Raw genomic sequence first — 26,418 nt, forward strand, 5'->3', positions numbered from 1 at the left:
GGCTCCGCCGGCCGGCCCCGCGCGTCCCGCCGCCGCGGTCGCCGGCGTGCTGCTGAGCGGTGCGCTGCTGGCCGGGTGCGGGACCTCGAGCGCCGCCGAACGCGTCGACGTCTACGCCGCGTCCTCGCTCACGGGCGCCCTGACCGGGCTGGCCGCCGAGTTCGAGGCCGAGCACCCCGGCGTGGACGTCGCCCTGAACTTCGCCGGCTCCGCCGACCTCGCCGTGCAGATCGCCGAGGGCGCCCCCGCTGACGTGTTCGTCGCCGCCGACGACGAGACGATGCGCCGCGTCCTGGACAGCGGCCGCGCGTCGGGGACGCCGGAGGTCCTCGCGACCAACCGCCTGACGATCGCGGTGGCCGAGGGCAACCCCCTGGGCCTCCGCTCGCCGGCCGACCTGGACCGGGCGGGCGTGACCACGGTGGTGTGCGCCGAGCAGGTCCCGTGCGGCCGGGCGGCCCGGACCCTCGTGGAGCGGGCCGGCGTGGAGCTGCGGCCGGCGAGCGAGGAGAGCTCGGTCACCGACGTGGTGGGCAAGCTCCGCACCGGGCAGGCCGACGCCGGTCTGGTCTACGTCACCGACGTGGCCGCCCACGAGGACGTGCTCGACGGCGTGCCCGTCGAGGCAGCCGCCGACGCGGCGAACGCCTACACCGTGGTGGGCGTCGAGGGCGGGCCCCGCGATCGGGCCGAGCAGTTCGTGGCCTTCGTGACCGGGCCCGCGGGGCAGGAGCGGCTGGCGGAGCTCGGCTTCGACCCCGGACCGGCGCCACCGCACGGTGCCGGCCCCGGAGCATCATCACCCGACGACCAGGACCCGACGACCAGCACCCGATGACGAGCCGACGCACCAGGAGACCAGCATGAGCGAGCAGCACGGAACCGACGACCGCGGCAACGCCGGGAACATCCTGGTCGAGACCCGCGGCCGGGTGGGGATCATCACCCTGAACCGGCCGAAGGCCCTCAACGCCCTCGACGCCACGACCCTGCAGGAGGTCGTGGCCGCCGCGACCTCGATGGACGCCGATCCCGGGATCGGCGCCATCCTCCTGACCGGGTCCGAGAAGGCCTTCGCCGCCGGCGCGGACATCAAGGAGATGGCCCCGCAGAGCTTCGCGGAGATGTACCTCGCGGACTGGTTCGCCGGGTGGGACGCCTTCACGCGGGTGCGCACGCCCGTCGTCGCCGCCGTGGCGGGCTACGCGCTGGGCGGTGGGTGCGAACTGGCCATGATGTGCGACGTCCTGGTCGCCGCCGACACCGCCCGCTTCGGCCAGCCCGAGATCAACCTCGGGGTGATCCCCGGGATGGGCGGCTCCCAGCGGCTGACCCGGGCGGTGGGGAAGGCCAAGGCCATGGACATGGTCCTCACCGGCCGCCAGATCGACGCCGAGGAGGCCGAGCGGGCCGGCCTGGTCTCGCGGGTGGTGCCCGCCGCGAACCTGCTCGAGGAGGCCCTGGGCGTCGCGGAGAGCATCGCCGCGAAGTCGCTGCCCTCCGCGATCGCCGCCAAGGAGGCCGTCGGCGCGGCCTTCGAGACGACCCTGGCGCAGGGCGTGCTGTTCGAGCGCCGGCTCTTCCACTCGCTGTTCGCGACCGAGGACCAGAAGGAGGGCATGGCCGCCTTCGCGCAGAAGCGGGAGCCGCGGTTCACCCACCGCTGAGGCCCGGCCGCGGCGGGGAGGGCTACCGTGGTCGCATGTCGAATCCGTCGTCCGACCCCGCGGCCTGGCAGGTCCGCGAGTCCGCGCTCTCCCCCGGGGGCGCCGGTTCCCGGGAGTCCCTCTTCGCCCTCGCCAACGGGTACGTCGGCGTGCGGGGAACCCTGGACGAGGCCCAGCCCAGCGACTCGCGCGGCACGTTCATGTCCGGGGTCTACGAGTACCACCCGCTGTCCTACCCGGAGGGCGGCTACGGGCACCCCGAGCACGGGCAGGCCGTCATCGGCGTCGCCGACGGCAGCACCGTGCACCTGCAGGTCGACGGCGTCCCGCTGGACGTCCGGGACACCCCGCCGGAGCGGCACGACCGGGTGCTCGACCTGCGCGCGGGCGCCCTCCGCCGGGAGACCGAGTGGGTCACCCCACGAGGCGCCCGCATGCGGGTGCGCTCGACCCGGCTCGTCTCGCTGGTCCGGCGGCCCGTCACGGCGCTCCACTACGAGGTCGAGGCGGTCGACCGCCCCGTCCAGGTGGTGATCCGGTCGGGTCTCGTGGTCAACGGCACCCCGCCCAAGGTGCGCAACCCCGACCCGCGCGTGGCGGAGGTCCTGGCGAAGCCGTTCCACCCCCGGGTCCACCGCTGCCACGACACGGGCGGGGTGCTGGTCCACCGCACGGCGGAGAGCCGCGTCGGGGTGGCCGCCGCCGTGGACCACGACGTCGAGCGGCCCGCCGGTGGTGCCGTGAGCACGCAGTGCGACGAGGACCAGGTGGTGACGACCGTCGTCGCCGACGTCCGGCCCGGCGAGAGCGTGCGCTTCGTGAAGTACCTGTGCCACTCGTCGGCCGTGGACGACCCCGCCGACGACCTGCGCGACCAGGCGCTCGCCGCGCTGGACGGCGCCCGGGGGCGTGGCTGGGACGGGCTCCTGGCCGAACAGCGGGAGCTGCTCGACGAGTACTGGGCGGACGCGGACGTCGAGGTCGACAGCGACCCCGAGCTGCAGCTCGCGCTGCGGTTCGACCTCTTCCAGCTCCTGCAGGCCGGAGCCTGCGTCGACAACGCCCCCGTCGGGGCCAAGGGCCTGACGGGCGCCGGCTACAGCGGGCACACGTTCTGGGACGTCGAGGGCTTCGTGGTGCCGGCGCTGAGTCTCCTGCGCCCCCGTGACGCCGCCCGGATGCTGCGGTGGCGGGCCTCCACCCTGGACCGGGCCCGGGAGCGGGCGAAGGTCCTGGACCTCGCCGGAGCGTCGTTCCCGTGGCGCACGATCGACGGCCACGAGTCGTCCGCGTACTGGCCCGCCAGCACCGCGGCCATGCACGTCAACGCCGACGTCTCGCGGGCCTTCTCCTGGTGGGCCGCCGTGACCGGGGAGGTGCTCACCGCCGTCGGCGGGGTCGACGTCCTCGTGGAGACGGCGCGCGTGTGGGCGGCCATGGTGCACGAGGACCACGAGGGCGGCGTCCACCTGCTCGGGATGACCGGCCCGGACGAGTACACCGGGGTGGTGGACGACAACGTGTTCACCAACCTCATGGCGCGGCGGAACCTCCGGGCCGCCGCGGACGCGTGCGAGGAGCACCCGGAGCACGTGGGACGGCTCTCCGTCACCGCGCACGAGATCGACCGGTGGCGGAGCCTCGCGGACGCGGTGCACGTGCCCTACGACGCCGTGCTCGGCGTCCACCCCGCCAACGAGGGGTTCACGACCTACCGCGAGTGGGACTTCGAGGCCAAGAGGGACGGCTACCCCGTGGAGGAGCACTTCCACTACGCGAAGATCTACCGCCGCCAGGTCGTCAAGCAGGCCGACCTCGTCCAGGCCCTGTGGTGGTGCGCCGAGTCGTTCACGCCGGAGCAGACCGCGCGCGACCTCGAGTACTACGAGCGGCGCACCGTGCGGGACTCCTCCCTCTCGGCCGCGGTGCAGGCCGTGGTGTGCGCCCGGGTGGGGCACCTCGAGCTGGCGTACGACTACCTGCGCGAAGCGGCGCTCGTGGACCTCCGGGACATCCAGGGGGACACCGAGGAGGGGCTGCACCTGGCCTCGGTCGCCGGGGCGTGGCTCGCCGTGGTCTGCGGCTTCGGCGGCGTGAGCCCCGACGGCGAGGAGCTGGTCCTGGCCCCGCGCCTGCCGGCACGCCTGCACCGGCTCGCCTTCCGGCTCCGGTGGCGCGGACACCGGATCGGGGTGGAGGCGACCCGTTCGGGCACGGTCGTGCGGCTGCTCGGGACCACGGACGGGGAGGTGCCGGTCCGCGTCGACGGACAGCGGGGCACCGTCACGGCGACCCGCCCGGTCACGGTGCCCCTGAGCACTCCCCGGCCCCCGACCCCCGAGCCGACCCAGCCCCCGGGCCGGGGGCCGCGCGCCTCGTGAGGCCCGGCACCCCGTCCCACCGGGAGCGCGGTCCGGCCGCGCGGGCCACCGTCACCCACATCGGCGGCCCGGCGTCCCGCTCCCACCGGCTACCCTGGCCGTGTGGACGAGACGAGGAGCGGGCCGCAGTCCGGCCGGACGGAGCCTCCGCCGGAGGCCCTGAGCGGGCGGGACCCAGACGTCCCGGGGATGCCGGCCGCCTTCGCCTCCGGAACCGCTCCGGCCGCGGCCCCGCGCACGACGGCGCGTGCCGCTCGCGCGACGTCGTCCTCACCTCTCGAGGTCCTCACCCGTGTCTGGGGCTACGACGCCTTCCGCGGGCAGCAGGCCGAGATCATCGAGGCGGTCACCGGCGGCGAGGACGCGCTCGTGCTCATGCCCACCGGCGGCGGCAAGAGCCTGTGCTACCAGATCCCCGCGCTCGTCCGGGAGGGCACGGGCGTCGTCATCAGCCCGCTCATCGCGCTCATGCACGACCAGGTCGCCGCCCTCGAGCAGCTCGGGGTGCGCGCCGCGTACCTCAACTCCACCCAGACGGCCGAGGAGCGCCGCGCCGTCGAGGGTCGTCTCCTGGCCGGCGAGCTCGACCTGCTCTACCTCGCTCCCGAACGCCTGCCGGTGGCGGCCGACCTGCTCGACCGCGCCCGGATCGCGCTCTTCGCCGTCGACGAGGCCCACTGCGTGGCCCAGTGGGGACACGACTTCCGCCCCGACTACCTCGGGCTGACCATCCTCCACGAACGCTGGCCCGGGGTCCCGCGCATCGCCCTCACCGCCACCGCGACCGAGGAGACGCGTGAGGAGATCGTCCGCAATCTCCGCCTGGACGACGCCCGGGTCTTCGTCTCCAGCTTCGACCGGCCCAACATCCAGTACCGCGTCGGGCCCAAGCAGGACGCCCGCCGGCAGCTGCTGCAGCTCATCCGGACCGAGCACGAGGGCGAGGCCGGCATCGTCTACTGCCTCAGCCGCGCCTCGGTCGAGCGCACGGCCGAGTGGCTGGCCGCCCAGGGCGTGCCCGCGCTGCCGTACCACGCCGGCCTGCCCGCCGAGCTGCGCCTGCGCCACCAGACCCGCTTCCTGCGCGAGGACGGCGTCGTCATGGTCGCGACCATCGCGTTCGGCATGGGGATCGACAAGCCCGACGTGCGCTTCGTCGCACACCTCGACCTGCCCAAGAGCATCGAGGGCTACTACCAGGAGACCGGGCGCGCCGGGCGCGACGGGCTGCCGTCGACGGCGTGGCTGGCCTACGGGCTGCAGGACGTCGTCCAGCAGCGGCGGATGATCGAGAGCGGGGAGGGGGACCGGCAGCGCAAGAGAGCCCAGTCGCTCCACCTGGACGCGATGCTCGCGCTGTGCGAGACGGTGCAGTGCCGCCGCCGGCAGCTGCTGCGCTACTTCGGCGAGGCGAGCGAACCGTGCGGCAACTGCGACACCTGCCTCGACCCGCCCGAGGCCTTCGACGGCACGGTCCCGGCGCAGAAGCTCATGTCCACGATCGTGCGGCTGCAGCGGGAGCGGGGTCAGCAGTTCGGTGCGGGGCACCTGGTGGACATCCTGCTCGGACGTGAGACCGAGCGGGTGGTGCGGATGCGCCACACCGCGCTCACCACGTTCGGCATCGGCACCGAGCTGAGCGAGCAGGAGTGGCGCGGGGTGGTGCGCCAGCTGCTCGCCCAGGGCCTGCTCCAGGTGCAGGGGGAGTACGGCGTCCTGGCGATCACCGACGCGGCCGGCGAGGTGCTGCGCGGGCAGAGGGAGGTGCGCCTGCGCCGCGAGCCCGAGCGGGGGAAATCCGCCCGCCGGCCGAGGACCGGTGCCGCGCCGCCGGCCCTCGACGAGCCCCAGCAGGAGCTCTTCCAGCAGCTGCGGGCCTGGCGCTCAGCGGTGGCGAAGGAGCAGGGCGTGCCGGCGTACGTCGTCTTCAACGACGCGACCCTCGCCGCGATCGCCCAGGCCCGGCCGAGCTCGCTGAGCCAGCTGCGCGGGATCTCCGGCGTCGGCGACGCCAAGCTCGAGCGCTACGGCGAGGCGGTCCGCCAGGTCGTCGCCGGCGTCTGAGCTCCGGACGAGCCCGGCGAAGGTCCTGGTCCGGACCTGGTGCCACAGCATCAGTGCTGCGGATTCATCCGCACCTGCGCCCCGAAGTGCGGGTGGATCGCCGCAGACGCGGATAGAGTGGTTCCATGACCGCGATCAGGATCGCCGACGCCGCCCGCTTCCTCGGCGTCAGCGACGACACCGTCCGGCGCTGGATCGACCAGGGCACGCTGGGCAGCGCCAGGAGCGCGAGCGGCCAGACCGTGGTGGACGGCCTGGAGCTGGCCCGCCTGCTCAAGGAGCGCTCCGTCCGGCCCGAGGACCCCGCGCGCGTCGCCAGCTCGGCGCGCAACCGGTTCGTGGGGCTGGTCACCGAGGTCGTCTCGGACCCCGTGATGTCCCAGGTGGAGCTGCAGTGCGGCCCGCACCGGGTGGTCTCGCTGATGAGCACCGAGGCCGTCCGGGACCTGGGCCTGGAGCCCGGCCGCGTGGCCACGGCCGTCGTCAAGTCGACCGACGTCGTCGTCGAGACCCCCGGGACGTGAGGCGGCGGTGCGTGCCCGGGCCGTGGTGATCCGGCGCCGTCCCCGTGGAGCCGCCGCCGTCCCCGGCTGGGTGTGGATCCCGGCGGCCCTGGGGGCCCTGCTGGTGGTCCTGCCGGTCCTCGGGATGCTCGCCCGGGTGGACTGGGGCGGCTTCCTGGGGCTGATCGGCTCGCCCTCGGCGCTGTCCGCCCTCGGGCTGAGCCTGCGCACGGCCTCCGCGAGCACCGCGCTGTGCGTCCTCCTGGGCGTGCCCCTGGCGCTCCTGCTGGCCCGCACCGCGTTCCCCGGGCGGCGCGCGCTGCGCAGCCTCGTCCTGCTCCCGCTGGTCCTGCCGCCCGTCGTGGGCGGACTCGCGCTGCTCTACACGTTCGGGCGCAGCGGGCTCATCGGCCGCCACCTGGAGCTCGCCGGGATCAGCATCGCCTTCTCGACCGCCGCGGTGGTCCTCGCCCAGACCTTCGTGTCCCTGCCGTTCCTCGTGGTCAGCCTCGAGGGCGCCCTCCGCACGATGGGGGAGCGCTACGAACGGGTCGCCGCGACCCTCGGCGCGGGGCCGGCCACGGTGCTGCGCCGGGTCGGCCTCCCGCTGGCCCTGCCGGGACTGGCCTCGGGGGCCGTGCTGGCCTTCGCCCGCAGCCTCGGGGAGTTCGGGGCCACCCTGACCTTCGCCGGCAGCCTCGAGGGGGTCACCCGCACCCTGCCGCTGGAGATCTACCTGCAGCGCGAGACCGACCCCGACGCCGCGATCGCCCTGTCCCTCCTGCTCGTGCTGATCGCGCTGCTCGTCGTGGGCTTCTCCGCCCCGGGCCGCCGGTTCGCGCGCCGGGGAGCGCGTCCGGCCGGGGACGACGACGGGGCTGCCGCGTGAGCCGGGAGGCCGCCGCGTGAGCCTCGAGGTCGCCGCCCGGCTGGCGCGACGCCGGCTGGACGTGGCCCTGAGCGTGGCCGAGGGGCAGACCCTGGCGCTCACCGGGCTCAACGGGGCGGGCAAGTCCTCCCTGCTCGGGATCGTGGCGGGCCTGCTCGTGCCCGACACCGGCCGTGCCGTCCTCGACGGCAGGGCCCTCTTCGACCTCGACGCCGCCGGACGCGGCCCGTGGGTCCCGGCCCACGACCGCGGGGTGGTCCTGCTCGCCCAGGACCCGCTGCTGTTCCCGCACCTGAGCGTGCTCGAGAACGTCGCGTTCGGCCCACGCTCCCGGGGAGCGGGTCGGCGAGGCGCCCGGGACACGGCGGCGTCGTGGCTCGAGGCGGTCGATGCCGCGGAGCTCTCCGGGCGCCGCCCCGCGGAGCTCTCCGGCGGCCAGGCCCAGCGGGTGGCGGTGGCGCGGGCGCTCGCGGCCGCACCCCGGCTGCTGCTGCTCGACGAGCCCTTCGCCTCGCTCGACAGCGCGTCCGCGCCGGCCCTGCGCGAGCTCCTGCGCCGGGTGCTCGCCGACCGCATGGCCGTCGTCGTCACGCACGACCGCGCGGACGTCGAGGCCCTCGCCGACGCCGAGGTCCGCCTCGAGCGCGGGCGGGTGGCCGGGCGGTCCTGAGGTTCCGGGGCGCCCGGCGCCGCTGCCCCCGCACCGGCCGGGCCCCCGGGCGGTCCGGGGGCGTCCCGGGCGGGCGCTCGCGCCCGCTCAGCCCGCGCGGATCCCGCCGACGATGAGCAGCCCCAGCTCGCGGTAGGCGCCGGGCCCCTCGATCCCGCCCATCCCCGTGCGCTGCTGGATCCGCTCCATGGCGGAGGAGATCACCTCCGCGATGAAACCCGTGGGCACCGGCCGGAACTCCCCGCGGGCCACGCCCTCGGCCACCAGCGCGGCGAGCTTGGTCGAGGCGATCCGCGTGTTGCGCTCGTAGACCCCCGAGGCCACTGGCGAGCCGGCCACGTCCCGGAGGAACCGGGGCGAGGCCGGGCGCAGCTGCTCGGCCATCGCCGCCAGGTACGCCAGGAGCCGCTGCTCCGCGTCGCCGGGTCCGCGCAGGGCCTCCTCCGTGCCCCGGCTGACCCGCTTGAAGAACTCCACGACCACGGTGCGGACGAGCTCCTCGCGACTGCCGGCCAGGGCGTAGATGGTGGCCTTGGAGCAGTGCAGCCGCGCCGCCGCGCCGTCCACGGTGAAGTCGCGGAAGCCCTCGCCGAGGAAGTGCGCGAGCAGCTCGTCGAAGAGCTGCTGCTGGCGCGGCGTGCGGGCCGCCCCTGGCGGGGTGAGGTGGGTCACAGTACGATTGTAGTCACCACCGTACAGTTCCGACCGGGTCCGGGCGGGCCACCCCTCCGCCGGGACCGACGAGAGGGCCTCCCATGACCGCCGTCCTGCCCGGGCAACCCCCGACCGTCGAGCCCGTGGCCGGCCTGCCGCTGCCCGACGCCGACCTCTTCTCCTTCGCCGAGCTCCTCCCGCCCCCCGAGCGGGAGCGGCTGGCCGCGCTGCACGCGTTCCTGCAGGCGCAGGTCCGTCCCGTGGTCACGGACTTCTGGAACCGCGCGGAGCTGCCCCTCCACCTCCTGCCCGCACTGGCCGAGCACGGCCTCGGCGAGCTCGAGCTCTCGGGCGCCGGCCGCCTGTTCCGCGGCCTCGCCTACGCCGAGGTGGCCCGCGCCGACGTCTCGCTCAGCGCCCTGGTCGGCATCCACAACGAGCTCGTCCTCGGCCTGATCGACGCGCTGGGCTCCGCGGAGCAGAAGTCCCGCTGGCTGCCGGACCTGCGCCGCTTCCGGGCGCTGGGCGCGTTCGCCCTCACCGAGCCCGATCACGGCTCCGACATCGCCGGCGGGCTCGCCACCACGGCCTTGCGCGACGGCGACTCGTGGGTGCTCTCCGGCCGCAAGCGCTGGATCGGGTCGGGCACCGTCGCGGACGTGGCCATCGTGTGGGCCCGTGACACGGCGGACGGGCAGATCAAGGCGTTCCTGGTGGAGACCGGCGTTCCCGGCTGGTCCGCCACGAGGATCGAGCACAAGATGGGCCTGCGGATCATGCAGAACGCGGACATCGTCCTCGACGACGTGCGGATCCCGGCGAGCGCGGCACTGCCCGGAGCGCAGAGCTTCGCCGCGGCCAACGAGATGCTGCGCAACTCCCGGGCCTGGGTGGGCTGGCAGGCCGCCGGCGTCCAGCTCGCGATCTTCGACGTGGCCCGGGACTACGTCCTCGCCCGCCGGCAGTTCGGACGTCCGCTCGCCGCCTTCCAGCTCGTCCAGGAGCCGCTCGCCCGCATCCTCGGCAACGCCACCGCGTCCCTCGGGCTCATGGCGCAGCTCGCCCGGCTGCAGGAGGCCGGGACGTTCGGCATGTCCCACGCCGCGCTCGCCAAGGCGACGACGACGTCCCTGGCACGGGAGTCGGCCTCCCTCGGCCGCGGCCTGCTCGGCGGCAACGGCGTGGTCACGGACCACGAGATGGCGAAGCTCTTCAACGACGTCGAGATCCTGTACACCTACGAGGGCACCTACGAGATCAACGCGCTCATCGTGGGCCGCGCCGTCACGGGCGTCTCGGCCTTCGTCTGAGCACCCGCCCCGCCCCAGCACCCCGGCCCGGAAGGACCCCGCATGGACCTCACCGACACCTCCGCCCTCGTCACGGGCGCCGCCTCGGGCCTCGGCGCCGCCACGACCGCGATGCTCGCCGCACGCGGCGTGCGGGTCTTCGCCGTGGACCTGCCCGACGCCGGAGAGCCCGCCCCCGACCTCCCCGGCGTCACCCGGGTGCCCGCCGACGTCACCGACCGCGACGCGGTGCGCGAGGCCGTGGCCGCGGCCGCCGCGGCCGGACCGCTGCGGACCGTGGTGAACTGCGCCGGCATCGGCCCGTCCGCCCGCGTGCTGGGGAAGCGGGGCGTGCACGACCTGGACCTCTTCGAGACCGTGCTGCGGATCAACCTCACCGGCACGTTCACCGTGCTGGCGCTCGCCGCCGAGCGGATCGCCGCCACCGACCCCGTCGACGACGACGGCCAGCGCGGGCTCGTGGTCAACACCTCCTCCGTCGCGGCGTTCGAGGGCCAGGTCGGCCAGGCGGCCTACGCGGCCTCGAAGGGTGGCGTGCACAGCCTGACCATCGCCGCGGCGCGCGACCTCGCCGGCTCGGGGATCCGGGTCAACACGATCGCGCCGGGGATCATGGAGACGCCCATGCTCGCGGCCGTGGACCAACAGTTCCGGGCAGGACTGGCCGCCGGCGTCCCCTTCCCCCGCCGGCTGGGCCGCCCGGAGGAGTTCGCGCGGCAGGTGGCCGTGTTCGTCGACAACGACTACCTCAACGGCGCGACCGTGCGCCTGGACGGCGGGCTGCGGATGGCCCCGCGCTGACGCCGCGGTCCCCGCGCCCCGCCCCCGCCCCGCTCGCCGTTCCTGCGCGCCGCTCCGCTCTCCACCGCGCCCGCCGGGCATCGGCGCAGCGTCGGCACGGCATCCCGCCGCAGGCCCCACCGCCAGTGGTCCACGTCGGCCGGATCTCTCCGCCGAGGGGTCGTGCCCTGCCGATTCTTCCGCCGAGGAGTCCTGTTCTGACGCCAGAACCCGTCTTCCATGGCAGTACGCGGCCCGCGGAGGGGTCGGCGGGACAGAAGGGGACCCCTCGCAGTGGTGGTGTGCGGAACGCGACTCCTCGCGAACGGGAGTGGGCGGACGACCCATAGACTGGGGCCATGACCACCGACTTCTCGCCCGTCGACCTCGCGACGGCCCGCGACCGCCTCCGCCGGCTGATCACCGACCTCGCCGTGGTGCACGGACAAGTGACCCTGGCCAGCGGCCTCGAGGCCGACTACTACGTGGACCTCCGCCGCATCACCCTGCACCACGAGGCGTCCCGGTACGTCGGCCAGGTGATGCTCGCGCTGCTCGACGAGGCCGGGATCTCCTGCGACGCGGTGGGCGGTCTCACGATGGGCGCCGACCCCGTCGGCAACGCCATCATGCGGACGGCGGGGGACCAGGGCCGGGCCGTGGACGCGTTCGTCGTCCGCAAGGACCAGAAGAGCTACGGGATGGGCCGCCAGGTCGAGGGTCCCGGCGTCAAGGGCCGCGACGTCGTCGTCGTCGAGGACACCTCCACGACCGGCGGCTCCGCGCTCACCGCGGTCGAGGCCCTGCAGCGGGCCGGCGCGAACGTCGTGGCCGTCGCCGTCATCGTCGACCGCCGCACGGGCGCGAAGGAGCGGATCGAGGAGACGGCGGGGGTCCCGTGCCTGCACGCCTTCACGAAGGACGAGCTCGGTCTTGACTGACCCGGCGGCCGCCGGGGGGCACGCCGGCGCACCGGAGGCCGGGGTCGGCGTCGGGCCGTGGGAGGGCCCCTGGCCCGAGGGCGAGCACTGGGACCCCGAGCTGCTGGCGCGCGGCGACCGGCGCAACGTCGTGGACGCCTACCGGTACTGGACCGTGGACGCGATCGTCGCCGACCTGGACACGCGCCGGCACGCCTTCCACGTGGCGGTCGAGAACTGGCAGCACGACCTCAACATCGGCTCCGTGGTCCGCACCGCCAACGCCTTTCTCGCCCGGGAGGTGCACATCGTGGGGCGGCGGCGCTGGAACCGGCGCGGGGCGATGGTCACCGATCGGTACCAGCACGTGCGCCACCACGCGAGCGTGGCGGAGTTCGTGGCGTGGGCCGCCGCCGAGGGGCTGCCGGTGATCGGGATCGACAACTTCCCGGACTCCCGGCAGCTCGAGACCTACGACCTGCCGGAGCGCTGCGTCCTGGTGCTGGGGCAGGAAGGGCCGGGGCTGAGCCCCGAGATGCACGAGGCGGCCGGGACCACCCTGTCGATCGCCCAGTTCGGTTCCACCCGCTCCGTCAACGCCTCCGCCGCGGCCGCCGTCGCGATGCACGCATGGGTCCGGCGGCACGTCTTCGGGCAGGCCGTCTCCGGGCAGGGCGTCCCGCGACGGCCGCCGGTTGGCTAGAGTGGGGCGCAGGCCACAACCCGATCGAAGGAGCCAGCATGCCCATCGCAACGCCTGATGTCTACGCCGAGATGATCGACCGCGCCAAGGAGAAGGGGTTCGCCTACCCGGCGATCAACGTCACCTCCTCCCAGACCCTCAACGCCGCGATCCGCGGCTTCGCCGAGGCGGGCTCGGACGGCATCATCCAGGTCTCCACCGGCGGCGCCGCCTACTGGTCGGGGGCCTCGATCAAGGACATGGTCACCGGCTCGCTGGCCATGGCCGCCTACGCGCGGGAGGTCGCCAGGAACTACGACGTCAACATCGCGCTGCACACCGACCACTGCCCCCAGGACAAGCTCGAGGGCTTCGTGCTGCCGCTGCTGGCGGAGTCGGAGAAGGCCGTGGCGCGCGGTGAGGACCCGATCTTCCAGTCCCACATGTGGGACGGCTCGGCCGAGGAGCTCGACGAGAACCTGCGCATCGCCCAGGACCTGCTGGCCCGTGCGGCCAAGGCGAGGATCATCCTCGAGGTCGAGATCGGCGCCGTCGGCGGCGAGGAGGACGGTGTCGAGAACGAGATCAACGAGAAGCTCTACTCCACCGTCGAGGACGGGCTGGCAACGGTCGAGGCCCTGGGCGCCGGCGACAACGGCCGCTACCTGACCGCCCTGACCTTCGGCAACGTGCACGGGGTGTACAAGCCGGGCGGGGTGAAGCTGCGTCCCGAGCTGCTGAAGCAGATCCAGGACGAGGTCGGGAAGAAGGTCGGCAAGGACCGCCCCTTCGACCTCGTCTTCCACGGCGGCTCCGGCTCCACGGCCGAGGAGATCGCCAACTCGGTCTCCTACGGCGTGGTCAAGATGAACGTCGACACCGACACCCAGTACGCGTTCACCCGGCCCGTCGCCGGGCACATGTTCACCAACTACGACGGCGTGCTGAAGGTCGACGGCGAGGTCGGGAACAAGAAGAAGTACGACCCGCGCGTGTGGGGCGCTCTGGCCGAGGAGTCCATGGCCGCACGCGTGGTGGAGGCCTGCCAGAACCTCGGCTCGGCCGGGACCTCCGTCAAGTAGCCCGCTCCACCTCTCCTCCGCGGCCGCGGAGACCGACGGCGGCGCCCTGCCCGAGCGGGGCGCCGCCGACGTCGTCCGCGGCCGCGCACGGACCGCCCCCGCACCGACCGTTCCCGCACGTACCGTTCCCGCACGTACCGTTCCCGCACCGAAAGGATCCCGTCCCCCATGAGCCTCGCCGGCAAGAACCTGATCCAGGGCCCCGAGCCCACCTACCTCACCGAGGACCCCGCCCTGATCGAGCGCATCGAGGCCGGCGACGAGGCGGAGGACCTCGCCGCGCGCTTCCCCGAGGCGTCGCTCGCCTGGGCGATGTGCGCCGAGGAGGCCCTCGGCGAGGGCCGCACCCTGGAGGGCTACGCCTTCGCGCGCGTCGGCTACCACCGGGGCCTGGACGCCCTCCGCGGCCACGGGTGGAAGGGCCACGGTCCGATCCCGTTCTCCCACGAGCCCAACCGCGGATTCCTGCGCGCCCTCTCGGCCCTGGGGCGGGCCGCGGCCGCGATCGGCGAGTTCGACGAGGCCGAACGGATCCAGAAGTTCCTCAACGACTCCGACCCCACGGCGGCCGATCAGCTGCAGCGCTGACCCTCAGCGGGCCCGGCCCCCGCCGCGGCCCGGGCGGCGGCCGGGCGGCCGGGGCCAGTCCGGCTTGGGCAGGCGCACGTTCCACTCGCCCGGTCCGGGCAGCCGCCATCCCCGGCGCCGCGCCACGACGGTGATCGTGGCGGCCGTGACGATCGCCGTGGCCATCCCCCAGTTCGGCCTGTCGAGGCCGTGCAGGACCGCCATCTCGGCGCTGCCGATCACGGCCCCGGTCGCGTAGAGGGTGTTGCCGCCGAAGATCATGGGCACCCGCCCCACCGCGATGTCCCGGATCATCCCGCCGCCCACCGCGGTGATCACCCCGATCATGACGGCGGGCAGCCAGGTGAGACCCACGTCGAGGGCCTTGCCGGTGCCGGTTGCCGCCCAGCAGCCCATCGCCAGCGCGTCGGCCACGATCAGCACCCGGGTCGCCCACCGCCCCTGCAGCTGCATGAAGAAGGCGATCGTCGCCCCGGCGATGGCCGTGCCCAGATAGGCGGGGTTCGTGAGGGCCACGGGGAAGCCCGCCTGCAGCAGCGTGTCCCGCAGCATGCCCCCGCCGAGCCCGGAGGCGATGGCCAGCACGAGGAAGCCCACCGGGTCCATCTTGAACTGGCGCGCCACCGCGCCGCCCAGGATGCCGTTGGTGAGCACGCCCAGGAGGTCGACGACCTCGAACGCCACGCCAGGATCAAGATTCTGCACCGTCACCCCATCATCCGGCCCGTCATCGCCACACGGACGACCGACACTAGCACCCGCCCCGCAGTCGCCGGGGGCCCGGTCAACGGGGTCCCGGCCCCCGAGGCACCGGCGGGGACGACGTCAGAGGAACGGGCGCAGCGGGACCAGGACGGTCTCCGCGAACCAGGCCGCGGGGTGCCGTTCGTCCCACTCCCCGGAGGTCAGCTCGCGGCAGTTCCCGCTGTCGGCGGCGAAGACCCGTTCCATGTCGGCGGCGAAGTCCGGGTCGTGCACCTCCAGGTTCGTCTCGTAGTTGAACCCCAGGCTCAGCCGGTCGATGTTGGCGGTGCCCACGATCGACCACTGCCCGTCGATGGTCGCGGTCTTGGCGTGGATCATCGCGTGCCGGTAGAGCAGGACCGTGATGCCGGCCCGCAGCAGCGTCGTGTAGAAGCCCCGGGAGAGCCAGTCCGCCAGGACGTGGTTGGAGTTCTCCGGCAGGATGACGCGCACGTCGACACCGCGCCGGGCGGCCGCGATCAGTGCCGAGAGGATCTGCTGGTCGGGGATGAAGTACGCGGTGGTCAGGTAGATGTGGTCGTTGGCGCGCTGGATCGCGTCCAGGTAGACGCTGCGGATCGGGTAGACGAGGCTCGCCGGGATGTTGTTGACGGCCCGCACCCGGCAGTCCCAGGCGCCCTGGTCCGGATCGGGCAGCTTCGCGCGCCGCGCGGAGCGGTGGTTCCACACGGCGGCGAAGGAGTGGCTCAGCTCGTAGACCTCCGGCCCGCGGAGGCGCACGTGGGTGTCCCTCCACTGCGTGGCGTAGAGGGAGCCGAGGTTGTAGCCGCCCACGAAGCCGATCTCGTCGTCGACGACCAGCAGCTTCCGGTGGGTCAGCCCGGTGGCTCGCAGCGGGGTGAGCAGCAGGCGCGGCCGCAGGACCGGGAACCGGAAGACGTGCACGTCGGGATGGAAGCGGTAGAACGCGCGGGGCACCACGAGGTTGCCGAACCCGTCGTACATCACCCGCACGTCCACGCCGCGCGCCGCCGCGTCGTTGACCGCGTCCAGGAACCGGTGGCCGACCTCGTCGTCCTTCCAGATGTAGGTCTCGAGCAGCACGCGGCGTCGGGCTCCCCGGACGGCCTCGAGCATGTCCCGGTAGAGGTCCTCGCCGTAGGTGTAGACCGTGGTGTCCGTGTCCGCGACCGTGCCCTCGAACGTGCCGGGGCGGGGGAAGCCGGAGCGCCGGGCGCGGTGCCGGCGCTGGACCGCGTCCGTGGCCACCAGGACGGCGACCACGGCCGCCTGGACGGCGGCCACGCCCAGCGCGGAGCGGACGGCGAGGGAACGGACCATGCGGGACCGGCGGGCGGCACTGAATTTCATCTGCGAATCCTACCTGGGTGCCCCGGCCGCCCGGCTCACGGGCGGACCGTCACCACCAGGGAGACCTCGACGACGGCTCCGTCCGGCAGGCCGGTCACGCCCACCGCGGCCCGGGAGGGCCGGCCGTCCTCGCCGAAGGCCTCCAGGAGCTCGGCGGAGGCACCGTCCAGCACCGCGGGATGGCCGGTGAAGCCGGGCGTGGCCGCGACGTAGCCCGTCATGGAGACGACGCGTTCCACGCGGGCCAGCCCGCCGAGGTGGTGGGCGAGGGAGGCCAGGCAGTTGCGCACGGCCAGCCGCGCGCACTCGCGGGCCTGCTCCGTGGTCGGGCCGTCCGATGTGCCCACCGCGCCCCGGTGGTCGAGGGCTCCCCGCACGGCGTGCGTGTGCCCGGCCGTGAAGGCGAGGGCGCCGGCCTCGGTGACCGGCACGTAGGCTCCTGCGGGCCGGGGGGTGGGCGGAAGGTCGCGCACGTAGGCGTCGTGGTCGTGGCGGGCCCGGCCTCCGGAGGAGGAGTGGGCGGACGAACGGTCGGAAGGCATGGGATCTCCTGGGGCTCGAGGATTGTCGACGATCAGACACTATGGGATCATGAGACATGCCCAACATCCAGAGGTTCATTCCCGACGATTCGGCCCCGGACCGCGTCATCGGCGTGGTCAATCCCTATGACATGGCGCTGGACCGGGAGCTGTGGCGCTGGATGCCCGACAACGTCTCGCTCGCCGTCGCCCGCACGCCGCACCACCCCATGGTGGTGGACGAGCTCATGGCCAGCGCGCTCGGCGACGACGCCGAGATCCGGTCGACCGCGCGGTGCCTCACCGCCGTCGAGCCGGAGGCCGTCGTCTTCGCCTGCACCTCGGGGAGCTTCGTCAACGGGATCGAGGGGGCGCGGAAGATCTCCGCCGCCATCGAGGAGGAGACGCACGCCCCTGCCGTGACGACGTCCGAGGCGCTGCTCGAGGCGCTCGAGGCGCTGGGCATCACGCGCCTGGCGATCGCCACGCCCTACGTCGAGCGACTGACCGCCAGGCTCGAGAAGTTCCTGGCCGACGACGGCCGCACGGTCGTGGGGACGGAGGGCCTCGGGCTGGACCGCCTGATCTGGCACGTCCCCTACAGCGTCACCGCGGAGCTCGTGCGCAAGGCGGACCGACCCGATGCCGAGGCCGTGTTCGTCTCCTGCACCAACCTGCCGACCTTCCACATCATCGCCCCGCTCGAGGAGGAGCTCGGCAAGCCCGTGCTCACGGCCAACCAGGTCACCGCGTGGGCGGGCCTGCGCCGGCTCGGGCTGCCGCTGGTGACCGAGGACCAGCGCCTGGCCGGGGCGGGACGCGCCGACCGCGGATGAGCGGCCGTCGTCGCCGATGCGGGCGCCGCCCGGGGCGGCGAGCCGCTCAGCGGCTGAACAGGGCGCCGAGACCCTCCGCGCGTGCGGGGTGACCGGCCAGACGCAGTCCCTGCCAGGCCGTGACCTGGTTGGCCGTGAGCACGGGCACGCCGAGGGCCTCCTCGAGCCGGGGCAGGACGGCGACGGTGTGGAGCGCGGTGTCGGGGATCAGCAGGCACTGCGCCCCCGTCAGGTCGGCGGCGCGGGCGGTGGCCAGCACCCACTCCGCGTCCAGCAGGCCGGCGTCCTCCCCGCTGGGGACGTCGTAGGTGGACAGCGCGGTCACCGTGATCCCGTCCTGCTCCAGGAGCCGGACGAAGTGCGAGGCGACGTCCTCCGGATACGTGGCGGCCACCGCGACCCTGCTCAGTCCCAGGTGGTGCACCGCCTCGGCGAAGGCCAGGGACGTGGAGGAGGACGGGACCCCGGCGGCCTGCTCGATCCAGCCGGCCTGCTCGCGGCAGCCGTCCCGGCCGTAGACGAAGCTGCCCGACGTGCACGCCCACATCGCCGCGTCGGGGGAGAGGTCCCGGGCCTTCTCCGCCGAGGGGACCAGGTTCTCCCGGGAGCCCAGGTTCAGCAGCGCCCCGACGTCGTGGTCGGTGCTGCCCTCCCAGGTGTGGATGACCGGGAAGGAGGTGCCCGGGACGATCCGTTCGAGGGCGGGGAACTCGTCCTCCGCGCTGTGGCCGGGGTAGAGAATGGCGACGGTGTGCATGGCGGTGGGGGCCCTTTCGTGGTGTGTTGCACGGCTCACGAAAAAGCTTACAGTTGGATTGTAGACAATCATAGGGTGCCGTGCCGTGGCGCCTGTGCCCGACCGAACGGAGACCGTCCATGACCCGATACATCACGATCACCCTGGAGAAGCGCGGCGTCACCGCCCGCGCCCGCCTGCTCGACGAGGAGGCGCCGCGCACCGCCGAGGCGGTCTGGCAGGCGCTTCCCCAGTCCGGGCAGGTGTTCCACGGCAAGTTCGCGCGCAACGAGATCTATGCCCTCGTCCCGGCCTTCGCCGCCGAGGAGCCCGGTCCGGAGAACCAGACGATCACGCCCATTCCCGGGGACCTGTGCTACTTCACCTTCGAGGGCGTGCTCGACAACCCCGCCTACGGCTACGAGGCCTCCGCGGGGACGACGGAGAACCGGCTCCTGATCGATCTCGCCGTCTTCTACGGGCGCAACAACCTCCTGGTCAACGGCGACGTGGGGTGGGTGCCCGGCAATGTCTTCGCGACGATCGAGGAGGGTCTGGAGGAGCTCGCGGCCGCGTGCCAGGACGTCTGGATGGGCGGGGCCCGCGGCGAGACCCTGAGCTTCGCGCGCGCCGAGGACGGCTGATCCCCGGGTCCGACCCCGGCGCGGGGCGCCGGATGGGCGCTGTGGAGTCGCGGGGAGGGGTGTCGCTGGAGGGCTGACCTCCGGGGCGGCCGCCCGGCCGGTTCCGCATCCCGCCGCCGCGCGACGACGGCGCCCTGGAGGTGTGCCCGGGCCCCCGGGTGCGGCACAGCTTCCCCCGGGGGCCGTCCGTGGGCGGCGTGCGCTCCGGTCCCCCCGTCGCAGCCTTCCGGTCGCCGAGTCCCCACTGTGGGTGCCCTCGGGCCGCCGAGTCCCCAGCCGCCGGTGCCCTCGGGCCGCCGAGTCCCCAACCGGCGGAGCGCCCGAGCGCCCAACCCCCAAACGGGCGTCGGCTCCCCCAGCGCGCGCCGGGGGAACCGAAGCCGCCTTGGGGGGTCGGCGGCAGTGGCGGCGCCCGGTCAGTTCCGGCGCACGTAGCCCAGGTCCTTGTCCACCCGGTTGAGCAGCTGCTCGCCGGCGCGCCAGCGGGCGAGGTTCTCCGCGAACTGGTCCGCCAGGGTGTCCCGCCAGCCGACCACGTCACCGCTCATGTGGGCGGAGACGTGCACGTTCTCCAACCGCCAGAACGGGTGGTCGCCCGGCAGGGGCTCCTCGTCGAAGACGTCCAGCGAGGCCGCGGCGATGCTGCCGCTCCGCAGGGCGTCCACGAGGGCGGGCTCGTCCACGAGTGCGCCCCGGCCCACGTTGACCAGGTGGGCGCTCGGCCGCATCCGGGCCAGCACCTCCGTGCCCACGAGTCCCCGGGTGTCCTCGGTCAGCGGCGCGATGAGCACGAGGTGGTCCGCCCACTCCGCGTGCTCGGCCAGCTCGGCGCTGGGGACCACCGTGCCGAAGTCCGGGTCCTCGTCCCGGGCGGTGCGCCCCGCCCCCCGGACGTCCAGGCCGACCGCCCGCAGCAGGCGGGCCGTGGCCCGCCCGATCCCGCCCGTGCCCACCACGAGGGCGCGTTGTCCCGCGGTCCGCACCACCTCGCGGTGCTGCCACACGCCCCGGCGCTGGAGGTCCTTGCTGGTGTGCAGCTGCTTGTCGTGGGCGAGCACCGACGCCAGGACGAACTCGGCGATGGGGCCGTCGAACGCGCCGTGGGCGTTGGTGACCTCCACGTCCGACGTGCGCAGCGCGTCGAAGAGCAGGGAGTCCACGCCGGCGGCCGCCACGTGCACCCACTCGAGGGCGTCGGCGCGGGGCCACGCGTCACGCAGTGCGGTGGAGAAGAAGTCCCACACGAACAGGACCTGGGCGCCGCCCAGGACGTCGGCCAGTCCCTCCGCGTCGGCGTGGACCACGTCCGCGTCCTCCTCGAGCGCGGCGGCGTTGTACGGCGGGGGCGTGCCGGGGGCCGTGAGGACGACGACCTTCGGGCGGGGCCCGGACCCCGGGGGCTGCTGTGTCTCTTCCATGTGCTCACTGTAGGTCTCACGCAGATTGTTGACAATAAGTCGATCGCTCCAGGACACTGGAACCATGACGAAACTCAGCCCCGTACTCAAGCAGGCGACCCCCGTGGTCGTGGACCACGCCCAGGGCAGCTGGATCCACGGGACCGACGGACGGTCCTACCTCGACTTCACGACCGGCATCGGCGTCACCAGCACGGGGCACTGCCACCCGAAGGTGGTCGCCGCCGCCCGCGAGCAGGTCGGCAAGATCATTCACGCGCAGTACACCACCGTGATGCACCAGCCGCTGCTGGCGCTGACCGAGAAGCTGGGCGAGGTGCTGCCCGAGGGACTGGACTCCGTGTTCTACGCCAACTCCGGCTCCGAGGCCGTCGAGGCCGCCATCCGCCTGGCGCGGATGGCCACCGGGCGCCCCAACATCGTGGTGTTCCAGGGCGGATTCCACGGTCGCACCGTGGCCGCCGCCTCGCTCACCACCGCCGGCACGAAGTTCTCGGCCGGGTATGCGCCGTTGATGGCCGGCGTGCACATGTCCGCCTTCCCGTACGCCTACCGCTACGGCTGGGACGAGGAGGCCGCGGTGGCCTTCGCCCTCCAGGAACTGGATTACCTGCTGCAGACGCGCACGGCGCCCAACGACACGGCCGCGTTCCTCATCGAGCCGGCCCTGGGCGACGGCGGCTACCTGCCCACGCCCGGGGCCTTCATGGACGGACTGCGCGAGCGGGCCGACCGGCACGGCATCCAGCTGATCTTCGACGAGGTGCAGGCGGGCGTGGGCCGGACCGGCAAGTTCTGGGGTCACCAGTACTCCAACGTCACCCCGGACATCATCATCACGGCCAAGGGCATCGCCTCCGGCTTCCCCATCTCCGCCATCGCGGCCTCGACCGAGACCATGTCCAAGGCCTGGCCGGGCTCCCAGGGCGGCACCTACGGCGGCAACGCCGTCTCCGCCGCGGCCGGCGTCGCGACCCTGGAGGTCGTGGCGGAGGAAGGCCTCGTGGAGAACTCCCGCGTGCGCGGCGAGCAGCTGCAGGCCGGGCTGAAGGAGATCCAGGAGCGCTTCCCCGTGATCGGCAACGTCCGCGGCCGTGGCCTCATGCAGGGCATCGAGTTCACCGCGGAGGACGGCTCCCCGGATGCCCGGACGGCGGCCGCCGTCCAGCAGGCGACCACGGACCAGGACCTGCTCACGCTCACCTGCGGACCCGCGGGCAACGTGGTGCGGCTCATCCCCGCCCTGGTGGTCACCGCCGAGGAGGTCGCCACGGGTCTGGAGCGCTTCGAGGCCGCCCTCGCCACCGTCACCGAGGCCGTCACCACCGCCACCGGATCCTGAAGGACACCATGAACCCCGGCATCCCCGAGCCCACGACGGCCGTCCGTGCCACGGCGGACGCGACGTCCGCGGGCGACCGTGCCGTCGCCGTGCGCGGGAACGCCCCGGCGGAGCCCGCCGTGCTCGCGCGCCTGGCGGCGGCCGGCGTGGTGGCCGACGCCTCGCCGCGCCGGCTGGCCGAGTACGCCTACGACGCCTCCAACTACCGGGTCGCGCCGCTGGCCGTGGTGTTCCCCCGCACCGTGGAGGACGTGGTGGGGACGGTGGCGGCGTGCCGGGAGACCGGCACGGCGCTGATCGGCCGCGGCGGAGGCACCTCCATGGCCGGCAACGCCGTGGGTCCCGGGGTGGTGCTGGACTTCTCCCGCCACATGAACCGGATCCACACCGTGGACGAGGCCGCGGGCACCGTGGACGTGGATCCCGGGGTGGTGCTCTCCGACCTCACCCGGGAGGTGGAGTCCGCCACCGGCAACCGCGCCACCTTCGCCCCGGACCCCTCCTCCAAGAACCGCGCCACGGTGGGCGGGGCCGTCGGCAACGACGCGTGCGGGAACCACTCCGTGCGCTACGGGCGCACCTCCGACCACGTCGCGGAGATCGACGTCGTCACCTCGGACGGGGCGCGGCTGACCGCCACGACCACGGGACTGCGGGCCACCGATCCGCAGGACGCGTTCTCCGCCGCCCGCGCCGAGGAGCTCACCGCGTCCCTGGAGCAGCTGGCGCGGGAGAACCTCGCCGTCCTGCGGGTGGAGCTCGGCCGGATCCAGCGCCAGGTCTCGGGATATCACCTGGAGAACCTGCTGCCCGAGAGGAAGTTCAACGTGGCCCGCGCCCTCGTGGGCTCGGAGGGCACCTGCGCCGTGGTGGTCCGGGCGCGGATGAAGCTCGTCCCGAAGCCCGCGAGCGCCCTGCTGGTGTGCCTCGGCTACGAGGACGTGGTGGAGGCCGCCCGGGACATCGGCGCCATCCTGGAGTTCGCCCCGGCCGCGGTGGAGGGCACCGACGAGGCCATCGTGGAGACCATGCGCTTCCGCCGCGGGGAGAACTCGGTCCTGGGCCTGCCCGCCGGGCGGGCATGGCTGTTCGTGGATCTGGACGGGGACGACCCGGAGGCGGTCGCCGCCGAGGCCGACCGCCTGCTCGCCCGGCTGGGCGAGAACGGCCGGCTCGTGGAGGGACGGGCGGTGCCGGATCTCGTGGAGCGCGCCTCGCTGTGGCGTGTGCGCGAGGACGGCGCGGGCCTGTCCTCCCGCCTGGCCAGCGGCGGGGAGTCCTGGCCGGGCTGGGAGGACTCCGCCGTCGCCCCGGAGGACCTCGCGGACTACCTCGGGGACCTGCGCGTCCTGATGGCCGAGCACGGGCTGACCGGCGTCATGTACGGCCACTTCGGCGCCGGGTGCATGCACGTGCGCATCACCTTCGACCTGCGCACCGAGGACGGACGGGAGGTCTTCCGCCGCTTCACGCGCGAGGCGGCCGAGCTGGTGGTCCGCCACGGCGGGTCGCTGTCCGGGGAGCACGGGGACGGGCGGGCCCGCTCGGAGCTGCTCCCGATCATGTACTCCCCGGCGGTGCTCGCGGCCTTCGCCGCCTACCGCCGGCTGTGGGACCCGGCCGGGATCCTCAACCCCGGGTCGATCACCGCGCCCGACCCCCTGGACGCCCACCTGGCGCTGGCGGGTGTCCCGGCGCGGGAGTGGCGCACGAGCTTCGACCTGAGACCGATCGGCAGCCACGGCGGCTCGCTCGCCGAGACCGACGAGCCGGCCACGGCCCACGGCGCGGGCACCGACCCGTGGGTGCACGCCGTGCAGGGCTGCATCGGCGTGGGCCGCTGCCGCGCGGACACCGGTGGGGTCATGTGCCCCAGCTACCGGGCCACCCGGGACGAGAAGGACTCCACCAGGGGCCGGGCGCGGGTGCTCCAGGACATGGTCCGCGGCGCGCGCACCGTGCAGGAGGGGTGGCGCTCGGAGGAGGTGCGCGAGGTCCTGGACCTGTGCCTGTCCTGCAAGGCCTGCGCCACCGACTGCCCGGCCGGCGTGGACATGGCCACCTACAAGTCCGAGTTCTTCGACCACTACTACCGCGGCCGGCTCCGCCCGCTCTCGCACTTCTCCCTGGGCTGGCTGCCCCGCTGGCTGACGCTGACCGGGCGGATCGCCCCGCTGGTCAACGCGGTGCTGGCCACCCCACTGGGCAAGGTCGCCGCCGCCCTGGGCGGGCTGACCACCCGGCGGGCGCTCCCGCGCTTCGCCGGCGCGCGGGAGTGGCGCCGGGAGGTCGCCGCCGTGGAGTCGACCGGGGACGGGACCGCGGTGCTGTTCGTCGACACCTTCACCCGGGGCTTCCGCCCCGAGGTGGCCGGTGCCGCCGCCCGGGTGCTCGCCGACACCGGCGAGACCGTGAAGTGCTCCGCCGACGCCTGCTGCGGGCTCACGTGGATCTCCACCGGCCAGCTGGCCACCGCCAGGAAACTGCTGGCCCGGGCCGCGGAGACGCTCGACGACGGGACGGACCGGCCGATCGTCGTCGTGGAGCCCAGCTGCGCCGCGGCCCTGCGCAAGGACCTGCCCGAGCTCGTGCACACGGAGCAGGCCCGGCGGGTAGCGGCCCGCGTGCGCAGCTTCGCATCGCACGTGGCCGAGCGCGCCGAGGCCGGATGGGTTCCGTCCCCGGCCCGGCCGGTGCCCGGCCGGGCGGTGCTGCAGACGCACTGCCACGAGTACTCGGTCTTCGGCGCCGGCACCCAGCGCGCGGCGCTCGCCGCCGCCGGCGTGGCCGAGGTGCTCGACGCCACCGGCTGCTGCGGTGTGGCCGGAAACTTCGGCTTCGAGAAGCAGCACTACGACGTCAGCATGCAGGTCGCCGAGAACTCCCTGGCCCCGGCCCTGCGCAGCACCGACCGGGAAACCGTGGTGCTCACCGACGGCTTCTCGTGCGCCATGCAGGTGAACCAGCTCGACGACGCCAGGCCGGGACTGCACCTGGCCCAGATCCTGGACCCGGGCCGGCCGGAACCCTCGGCCGCAGCCCCCGCCCGAACCCGTTCCACGACCCCGAAAGAGGACACACCATGACCACCAACGTCAACGCCTCCCGCACCTCCCAGAAGGCGCTCGACGCCGTCGGCACGGTCAGCACCGGCCTGTTCATCGACGGAAGCTGGTGCGAGTCGGCCTCCGGCAAGCGCTTCGACGTCGTCAATCCCGCCACCGAGGAGGTCATCGCCACGGTCGCCGACGGCGGCCCCGAGGACGCCCAGCGCGCCATCGAGACCGCCGGGCGGGTCCAGAAGGACTGGGCGAAGACCCCGCCCCGGGCCCGCAGCGAGATCCTGCGCCGGGCCTACGACATCATCATGTCGCGCCAGGACGAGCTGGCCCTGATCATGACCACGGAGATGGGCAAGCCCTTCGCCGAGGCCAAGGGCGAGGTCGCCTACGCCGCCGAGTTCTTCCGCTGGTTCTCCGAAGAGGCCGTGCGCATCGGCGGCGACCAGACCACCACGGGCGACGGGAAGAACCGGATCCTGGTCTCCAAGGAGCCGGTGGGTCCGTGCGTGCTGGTCACCCCCTGGAACTTCCCGCTGGCCATGGGCACCCGCAAGATCGGTCCCGCGATCGCCGCCGGCTGCACCATGGTGTTCAAGCCCGCCAACCTGACCCCGCTGTCCTCCCTCGCCCTGGTCGACATCCTCGTGGAGGCCGGCCTCCCCGAGGGCGTGCTCAACGTCGTCTGCACCTCCAAGGCCTCCGCGGTGGTGGGCCCCTGGATGTCCAGCGGCATCGCCCGCAAGATCAGTTTCACCGGCTCGACCGAGGTGGGAGTGCGCCTGCTCGAGCAGGCCGCCCAGCACGTCATGCGCTCCTCCATGGAGCTCGGCGGCAACGCCCCGTTCGTCGTCTTCGAGGACGCCGACCTGGACCGGGCCGTCGAGGGCGCCGTCGCCGCGAAGATGCGCAACATGGGGGAGGCCTGCACGGCGGCCAACCGCCTGTTCGTGCAGCGCTCGATCGCCGGCGAGTTCTCCGAGCGGCTCGCCGCACGCCTGGGCTCCCTGTCCGTGGGCGACGGCGCGCAGGACGGGACCCAGGTCGGTCCCCTGGTCGAGGAGAAGGCGCTGGCCAAGGTGCAGGAGCTGGTGGACGACGCCGTGGGCAAGGGCGCCACGGTGGTCTGCGGCGGCTCGCGCCCGGACCGGGCCGGGTACTTCTACTCCCCGACCGTCCTGTCCGGCGTCGATCCCTCCGCCCAGCTCATGAACGAGGAGATCTTCGGTCCTGTGGCCCCCGTGATCCCGTTCGACACCGAGGACGAGGTCGTCCGCATGGCCAACGACACCCCGTGGGGTCTCGTGGGGTACCTGTTCACGCAGGACATCGACCGCGGCTTCCGGGTGGGGGACGCCCTCGAGGTCGGCATGCTCGGCCTCAACACGGGCATCGTCTCCAACCCGGCGGCGCCCTTCGGCGGGATCAAGGCCTCCGGCCTGGGCCGCGAGGGGGGCCGCGTGGGCATCGAGGAGTTCCTCGAGACCAAGTACATGGCCGTTCCCCGCGGCTGACGCGCCGGCCGGCGTGCCGGCCCCCGACGCAGCAGTGCCCCTCTCCCGGCCGTCATGGCCGGGAGAGGGGCACTCGCGCAAC

24 protein-coding genes are annotated in these 26,418 nt (G+C 73.8%); 18 read left to right on the top strand and 6 right to left on the bottom strand.

All coding sequences use genetic code 11. From position 1 onward, the window contains the following. From modA to ACH9EU_RS12080, 7 genes are all read left to right on the top strand, one after another. Window positions 1–838, top strand: an 838-nt coding sequence (gene modA, locus ACH9EU_RS12050; protein ID WP_396414152.1) for a molybdate ABC transporter substrate-binding protein, incomplete at its 5' end; no start/stop codon positions are given. A 25-nt stretch (window positions 839–863) separates the two neighbouring features. After that, the gene (locus ACH9EU_RS12055; protein WP_396414153.1) at window positions 864–1,667 is read left to right on the top strand and encodes an enoyl-CoA hydratase; all 804 of its coding nucleotides are present in this window, start codon (window positions 864–866) and stop codon (window positions 1,665–1,667) included. Window positions 1,668–1,702: 35 nt separating this feature from the next. After that, a complete protein-coding gene (locus ACH9EU_RS12060) occupies window positions 1,703–4,048 on the top strand; it encodes a glycosyl hydrolase family 65 protein (protein ID WP_396414154.1) in 2,346 nt (781 codons plus the stop codon). A gap of 189 nt (window positions 4,049–4,237) precedes the next feature. Continuing rightward, the gene (gene recQ / locus ACH9EU_RS12065; RefSeq protein WP_449555792.1) at window positions 4,238–6,112 is read left to right on the top strand and encodes a DNA helicase RecQ; all 1,875 of its coding nucleotides are present in this window, start codon (window positions 4,238–4,240) and stop codon (window positions 6,110–6,112) included. Between the two features lie 125 nt (window positions 6,113–6,237). Continuing rightward, window positions 6,238–6,636: a TOBE domain-containing protein gene (locus ACH9EU_RS12070; protein ID WP_396414156.1), complete on the top strand. Its 399-nt coding sequence runs from the start codon at window positions 6,238–6,240 to the stop codon at window positions 6,634–6,636. A 25-nt stretch (window positions 6,637–6,661) separates the two neighbouring features. Next, on the top strand, window positions 6,662–7,504 hold the full coding sequence (locus tag ACH9EU_RS12075; protein ID WP_396414175.1) for an ABC transporter permease: 843 nt from the start codon (window positions 6,662–6,664) through the stop codon (window positions 7,502–7,504). Between the two features lie 16 nt (window positions 7,505–7,520). Then, entirely contained in the window at window positions 7,521–8,174 is a 654-nt protein-coding gene (locus tag ACH9EU_RS12080; protein ID WP_396414157.1) for an ATP-binding cassette domain-containing protein, read from the top strand. Window positions 8,175–8,261: 87 nt separating this feature from the next. On the opposite strand, the gene ACH9EU_RS12085 is transcribed toward ACH9EU_RS12080, so the two are convergent. Continuing rightward, a complete protein-coding gene (locus ACH9EU_RS12085) occupies window positions 8,262–8,846 on the bottom strand; it encodes a TetR/AcrR family transcriptional regulator (RefSeq protein WP_396414158.1) in 585 nt (194 codons plus the stop codon). A gap of 83 nt (window positions 8,847–8,929) precedes the next feature. On the opposite strand from ACH9EU_RS12085, the gene ACH9EU_RS12090 reads away from it, so the two are divergent. From ACH9EU_RS12090 to ACH9EU_RS12115, 6 genes are all read left to right on the top strand, one after another. Further along, window positions 8,930–10,138: an acyl-CoA dehydrogenase family protein gene (locus ACH9EU_RS12090; RefSeq protein ID WP_396414159.1), complete on the top strand. Its 1,209-nt coding sequence runs from the start codon at window positions 8,930–8,932 to the stop codon at window positions 10,136–10,138. A 42-nt stretch (window positions 10,139–10,180) separates the two neighbouring features. After that, the gene (locus ACH9EU_RS12095) at window positions 10,181–10,939 is read left to right on the top strand and encodes an SDR family NAD(P)-dependent oxidoreductase (RefSeq protein WP_396414160.1); all 759 of its coding nucleotides are present in this window, start codon (window positions 10,181–10,183) and stop codon (window positions 10,937–10,939) included. Window positions 10,940–11,277: 338 nt separating this feature from the next. Further along, window positions 11,278–11,859: an orotate phosphoribosyltransferase gene (pyrE, locus tag ACH9EU_RS12100; protein ID WP_396414161.1), complete on the top strand. Its 582-nt coding sequence runs from the start codon at window positions 11,278–11,280 to the stop codon at window positions 11,857–11,859. Next, a complete protein-coding gene (locus ACH9EU_RS12105) occupies window positions 11,852–12,541 on the top strand; it encodes a TrmH family RNA methyltransferase (protein WP_396414162.1) in 690 nt (229 codons plus the stop codon). The genes pyrE and ACH9EU_RS12105 overlap by 8 nt, the downstream gene beginning before the upstream one ends. A gap of 38 nt (window positions 12,542–12,579) precedes the next feature. Beyond that, window positions 12,580–13,602 (top strand): class II fructose-bisphosphate aldolase, encoded by a 1,023-nt coding sequence (gene fbaA / locus ACH9EU_RS12110; RefSeq protein ID WP_396414163.1) that lies wholly within the window; start codon window positions 12,580–12,582, stop codon window positions 13,600–13,602. 168 nt (window positions 13,603–13,770) lie between these two features. After that, window positions 13,771–14,190: a DUF3151 domain-containing protein gene (locus tag ACH9EU_RS12115; protein ID WP_396414164.1), complete on the top strand. Its 420-nt coding sequence runs from the start codon at window positions 13,771–13,773 to the stop codon at window positions 14,188–14,190. Window positions 14,191–14,193: 3 nt separating this feature from the next. On the opposite strand, the gene ACH9EU_RS12120 is transcribed toward ACH9EU_RS12115, so the two are convergent. The 3 genes from ACH9EU_RS12120 to ACH9EU_RS12130 form a co-directional block, all read right to left on the bottom strand. Beyond that, entirely contained in the window at window positions 14,194–14,874 is a 681-nt protein-coding gene (locus ACH9EU_RS12120) for a TRIC cation channel family protein (RefSeq protein ID WP_396414165.1), read from the bottom strand. Between the two features lie 141 nt (window positions 14,875–15,015). Next, window positions 15,016–16,266 carry a phospholipase D-like domain-containing protein gene (locus ACH9EU_RS12125; protein ID WP_396414166.1) on the bottom strand — a complete coding sequence of 417 codons (1,251 nt, stop codon included), beginning with the start codon at window positions 16,264–16,266 and terminating at the stop codon, window positions 15,016–15,018. Between the two features lie 35 nt (window positions 16,267–16,301). After that, window positions 16,302–16,808 carry a RidA family protein gene (locus ACH9EU_RS12130; RefSeq protein WP_396414167.1) on the bottom strand — a complete coding sequence of 169 codons (507 nt, stop codon included), beginning with the start codon at window positions 16,806–16,808 and terminating at the stop codon, window positions 16,302–16,304. Window positions 16,809–16,864: 56 nt separating this feature from the next. Between ACH9EU_RS12130 and ACH9EU_RS12135 the strand changes: the two genes are divergently transcribed. After that, a complete protein-coding gene (locus ACH9EU_RS12135) occupies window positions 16,865–17,623 on the top strand; it encodes an aspartate racemase/maleate isomerase family protein (RefSeq protein WP_396414168.1) in 759 nt (252 codons plus the stop codon). Window positions 17,624–17,669: 46 nt separating this feature from the next. Here ACH9EU_RS12135 and ACH9EU_RS12140 read toward each other — a convergent pair whose 3' ends face one another. Beyond that, complete coding sequence (locus ACH9EU_RS12140) at window positions 17,670–18,380, bottom strand: aspartate racemase/maleate isomerase family protein (RefSeq protein WP_396414169.1); 711 nt, start codon at window positions 18,378–18,380, stop codon at window positions 17,670–17,672. A gap of 119 nt (window positions 18,381–18,499) precedes the next feature. On the opposite strand from ACH9EU_RS12140, the gene ACH9EU_RS12145 reads away from it, so the two are divergent. Then, complete coding sequence (locus tag ACH9EU_RS12145) at window positions 18,500–19,003, top strand: DUF3830 family protein (protein ID WP_396414170.1); 504 nt, start codon at window positions 18,500–18,502, stop codon at window positions 19,001–19,003. A gap of 416 nt (window positions 19,004–19,419) precedes the next feature. Here the strand turns inward: ACH9EU_RS12145 and ACH9EU_RS12150 are convergent, their stop codons facing one another. Further along, the gene (locus ACH9EU_RS12150) at window positions 19,420–20,421 is read right to left on the bottom strand and encodes a D-2-hydroxyacid dehydrogenase (protein WP_396414171.1); all 1,002 of its coding nucleotides are present in this window, start codon (window positions 20,419–20,421) and stop codon (window positions 19,420–19,422) included. A gap of 64 nt (window positions 20,422–20,485) precedes the next feature. Between ACH9EU_RS12150 and ACH9EU_RS12155 the strand changes: the two genes are divergently transcribed. Genes ACH9EU_RS12155 through ACH9EU_RS12165 form a run of 3 tightly spaced genes read left to right on the top strand, consistent with a single transcriptional unit; the run spans window position 20,486 to window position 26,336 of the window. Beyond that, window positions 20,486–21,763 carry an aminotransferase class III-fold pyridoxal phosphate-dependent enzyme gene (locus ACH9EU_RS12155; RefSeq protein WP_396414172.1) on the top strand — a complete coding sequence of 426 codons (1,278 nt, stop codon included), beginning with the start codon at window positions 20,486–20,488 and terminating at the stop codon, window positions 21,761–21,763. Between the two features lie 8 nt (window positions 21,764–21,771). Beyond that, window positions 21,772–24,849, top strand: a complete 3,078-nt coding sequence (locus tag ACH9EU_RS12160; RefSeq protein WP_396414173.1) for an FAD-linked oxidase C-terminal domain-containing protein — start codon at window positions 21,772–21,774, stop codon at window positions 24,847–24,849. Further along, the gene (locus ACH9EU_RS12165) at window positions 24,846–26,336 is read left to right on the top strand and encodes an NAD-dependent succinate-semialdehyde dehydrogenase (RefSeq protein WP_396414174.1); all 1,491 of its coding nucleotides are present in this window, start codon (window positions 24,846–24,848) and stop codon (window positions 26,334–26,336) included. The genes ACH9EU_RS12160 and ACH9EU_RS12165 overlap by 4 nt, the downstream gene beginning before the upstream one ends. Window positions 26,337–26,418 lie beyond the last annotated feature (82 nt).

It is taken from the genome of Kocuria rhizosphaerae (genome assembly GCF_044462265.1).
Lineage (GTDB): Bacteria > Actinomycetota > Actinomycetes > Actinomycetales > Micrococcaceae > Kocuria > Kocuria rhizosphaerae.

Excerpts from the sequence above, each read along its gene's own strand:
- ACH9EU_RS12055 (WP_396414153.1), top strand. The coding sequence starts at position 864 with ATGAGCGAGCAGCACGGAACCGACGACCGCGGCAACGCCGGGAACATC.
- ACH9EU_RS12060 (WP_396414154.1), top strand. The coding sequence starts at position 1,703 with ATGTCGAATCCGTCGTCCGACCCCGCGGCCTGGCAGGTCCGCGAGTCC.
- recQ (WP_449555792.1), top strand. The coding sequence starts at position 4,238 with ATGCCGGCCGCCTTCGCCTCCGGAACCGCTCCGGCCGCGGCCCCGCGC.
- ACH9EU_RS12070 (WP_396414156.1), top strand. The coding sequence starts at position 6,238 with ATGACCGCGATCAGGATCGCCGACGCCGCCCGCTTCCTCGGCGTCAGC.
- ACH9EU_RS12090 (WP_396414159.1), top strand. The coding sequence starts at position 8,930 with ATGACCGCCGTCCTGCCCGGGCAACCCCCGACCGTCGAGCCCGTGGCC.
- ACH9EU_RS12095 (WP_396414160.1), top strand. The coding sequence starts at position 10,181 with ATGGACCTCACCGACACCTCCGCCCTCGTCACGGGCGCCGCCTCGGGC.
- pyrE (WP_396414161.1), top strand. The coding sequence starts at position 11,278 with ATGACCACCGACTTCTCGCCCGTCGACCTCGCGACGGCCCGCGACCGC.
- fbaA (WP_396414163.1), top strand. The coding sequence starts at position 12,580 with ATGCCCATCGCAACGCCTGATGTCTACGCCGAGATGATCGACCGCGCC.
- ACH9EU_RS12115 (WP_396414164.1), top strand. The coding sequence starts at position 13,771 with ATGAGCCTCGCCGGCAAGAACCTGATCCAGGGCCCCGAGCCCACCTAC.
- ACH9EU_RS12125 (WP_396414166.1), bottom strand. The coding sequence starts at position 16,266 with ATGAAATTCAGTGCCGCCCGCCGGTCCCGCATGGTCCGTTCCCTCGCC.
- ACH9EU_RS12130 (WP_396414167.1), bottom strand. The coding sequence starts at position 16,808 with ATGCCTTCCGACCGTTCGTCCGCCCACTCCTCCTCCGGAGGCCGGGCC.
- ACH9EU_RS12135 (WP_396414168.1), top strand. The coding sequence starts at position 16,865 with ATGCCCAACATCCAGAGGTTCATTCCCGACGATTCGGCCCCGGACCGC.
- ACH9EU_RS12140 (WP_396414169.1), bottom strand. The coding sequence starts at position 18,380 with ATGCACACCGTCGCCATTCTCTACCCCGGCCACAGCGCGGAGGACGAG.
- ACH9EU_RS12145 (WP_396414170.1), top strand. The coding sequence starts at position 18,500 with ATGACCCGATACATCACGATCACCCTGGAGAAGCGCGGCGTCACCGCC.
- ACH9EU_RS12150 (WP_396414171.1), bottom strand. The coding sequence starts at position 20,421 with ATGGAAGAGACACAGCAGCCCCCGGGGTCCGGGCCCCGCCCGAAGGTC.
- ACH9EU_RS12155 (WP_396414172.1), top strand. The coding sequence starts at position 20,486 with ATGACGAAACTCAGCCCCGTACTCAAGCAGGCGACCCCCGTGGTCGTG.
- ACH9EU_RS12160 (WP_396414173.1), top strand. The coding sequence starts at position 21,772 with ATGAACCCCGGCATCCCCGAGCCCACGACGGCCGTCCGTGCCACGGCG.
- ACH9EU_RS12165 (WP_396414174.1), top strand. The coding sequence starts at position 24,846 with ATGACCACCAACGTCAACGCCTCCCGCACCTCCCAGAAGGCGCTCGAC.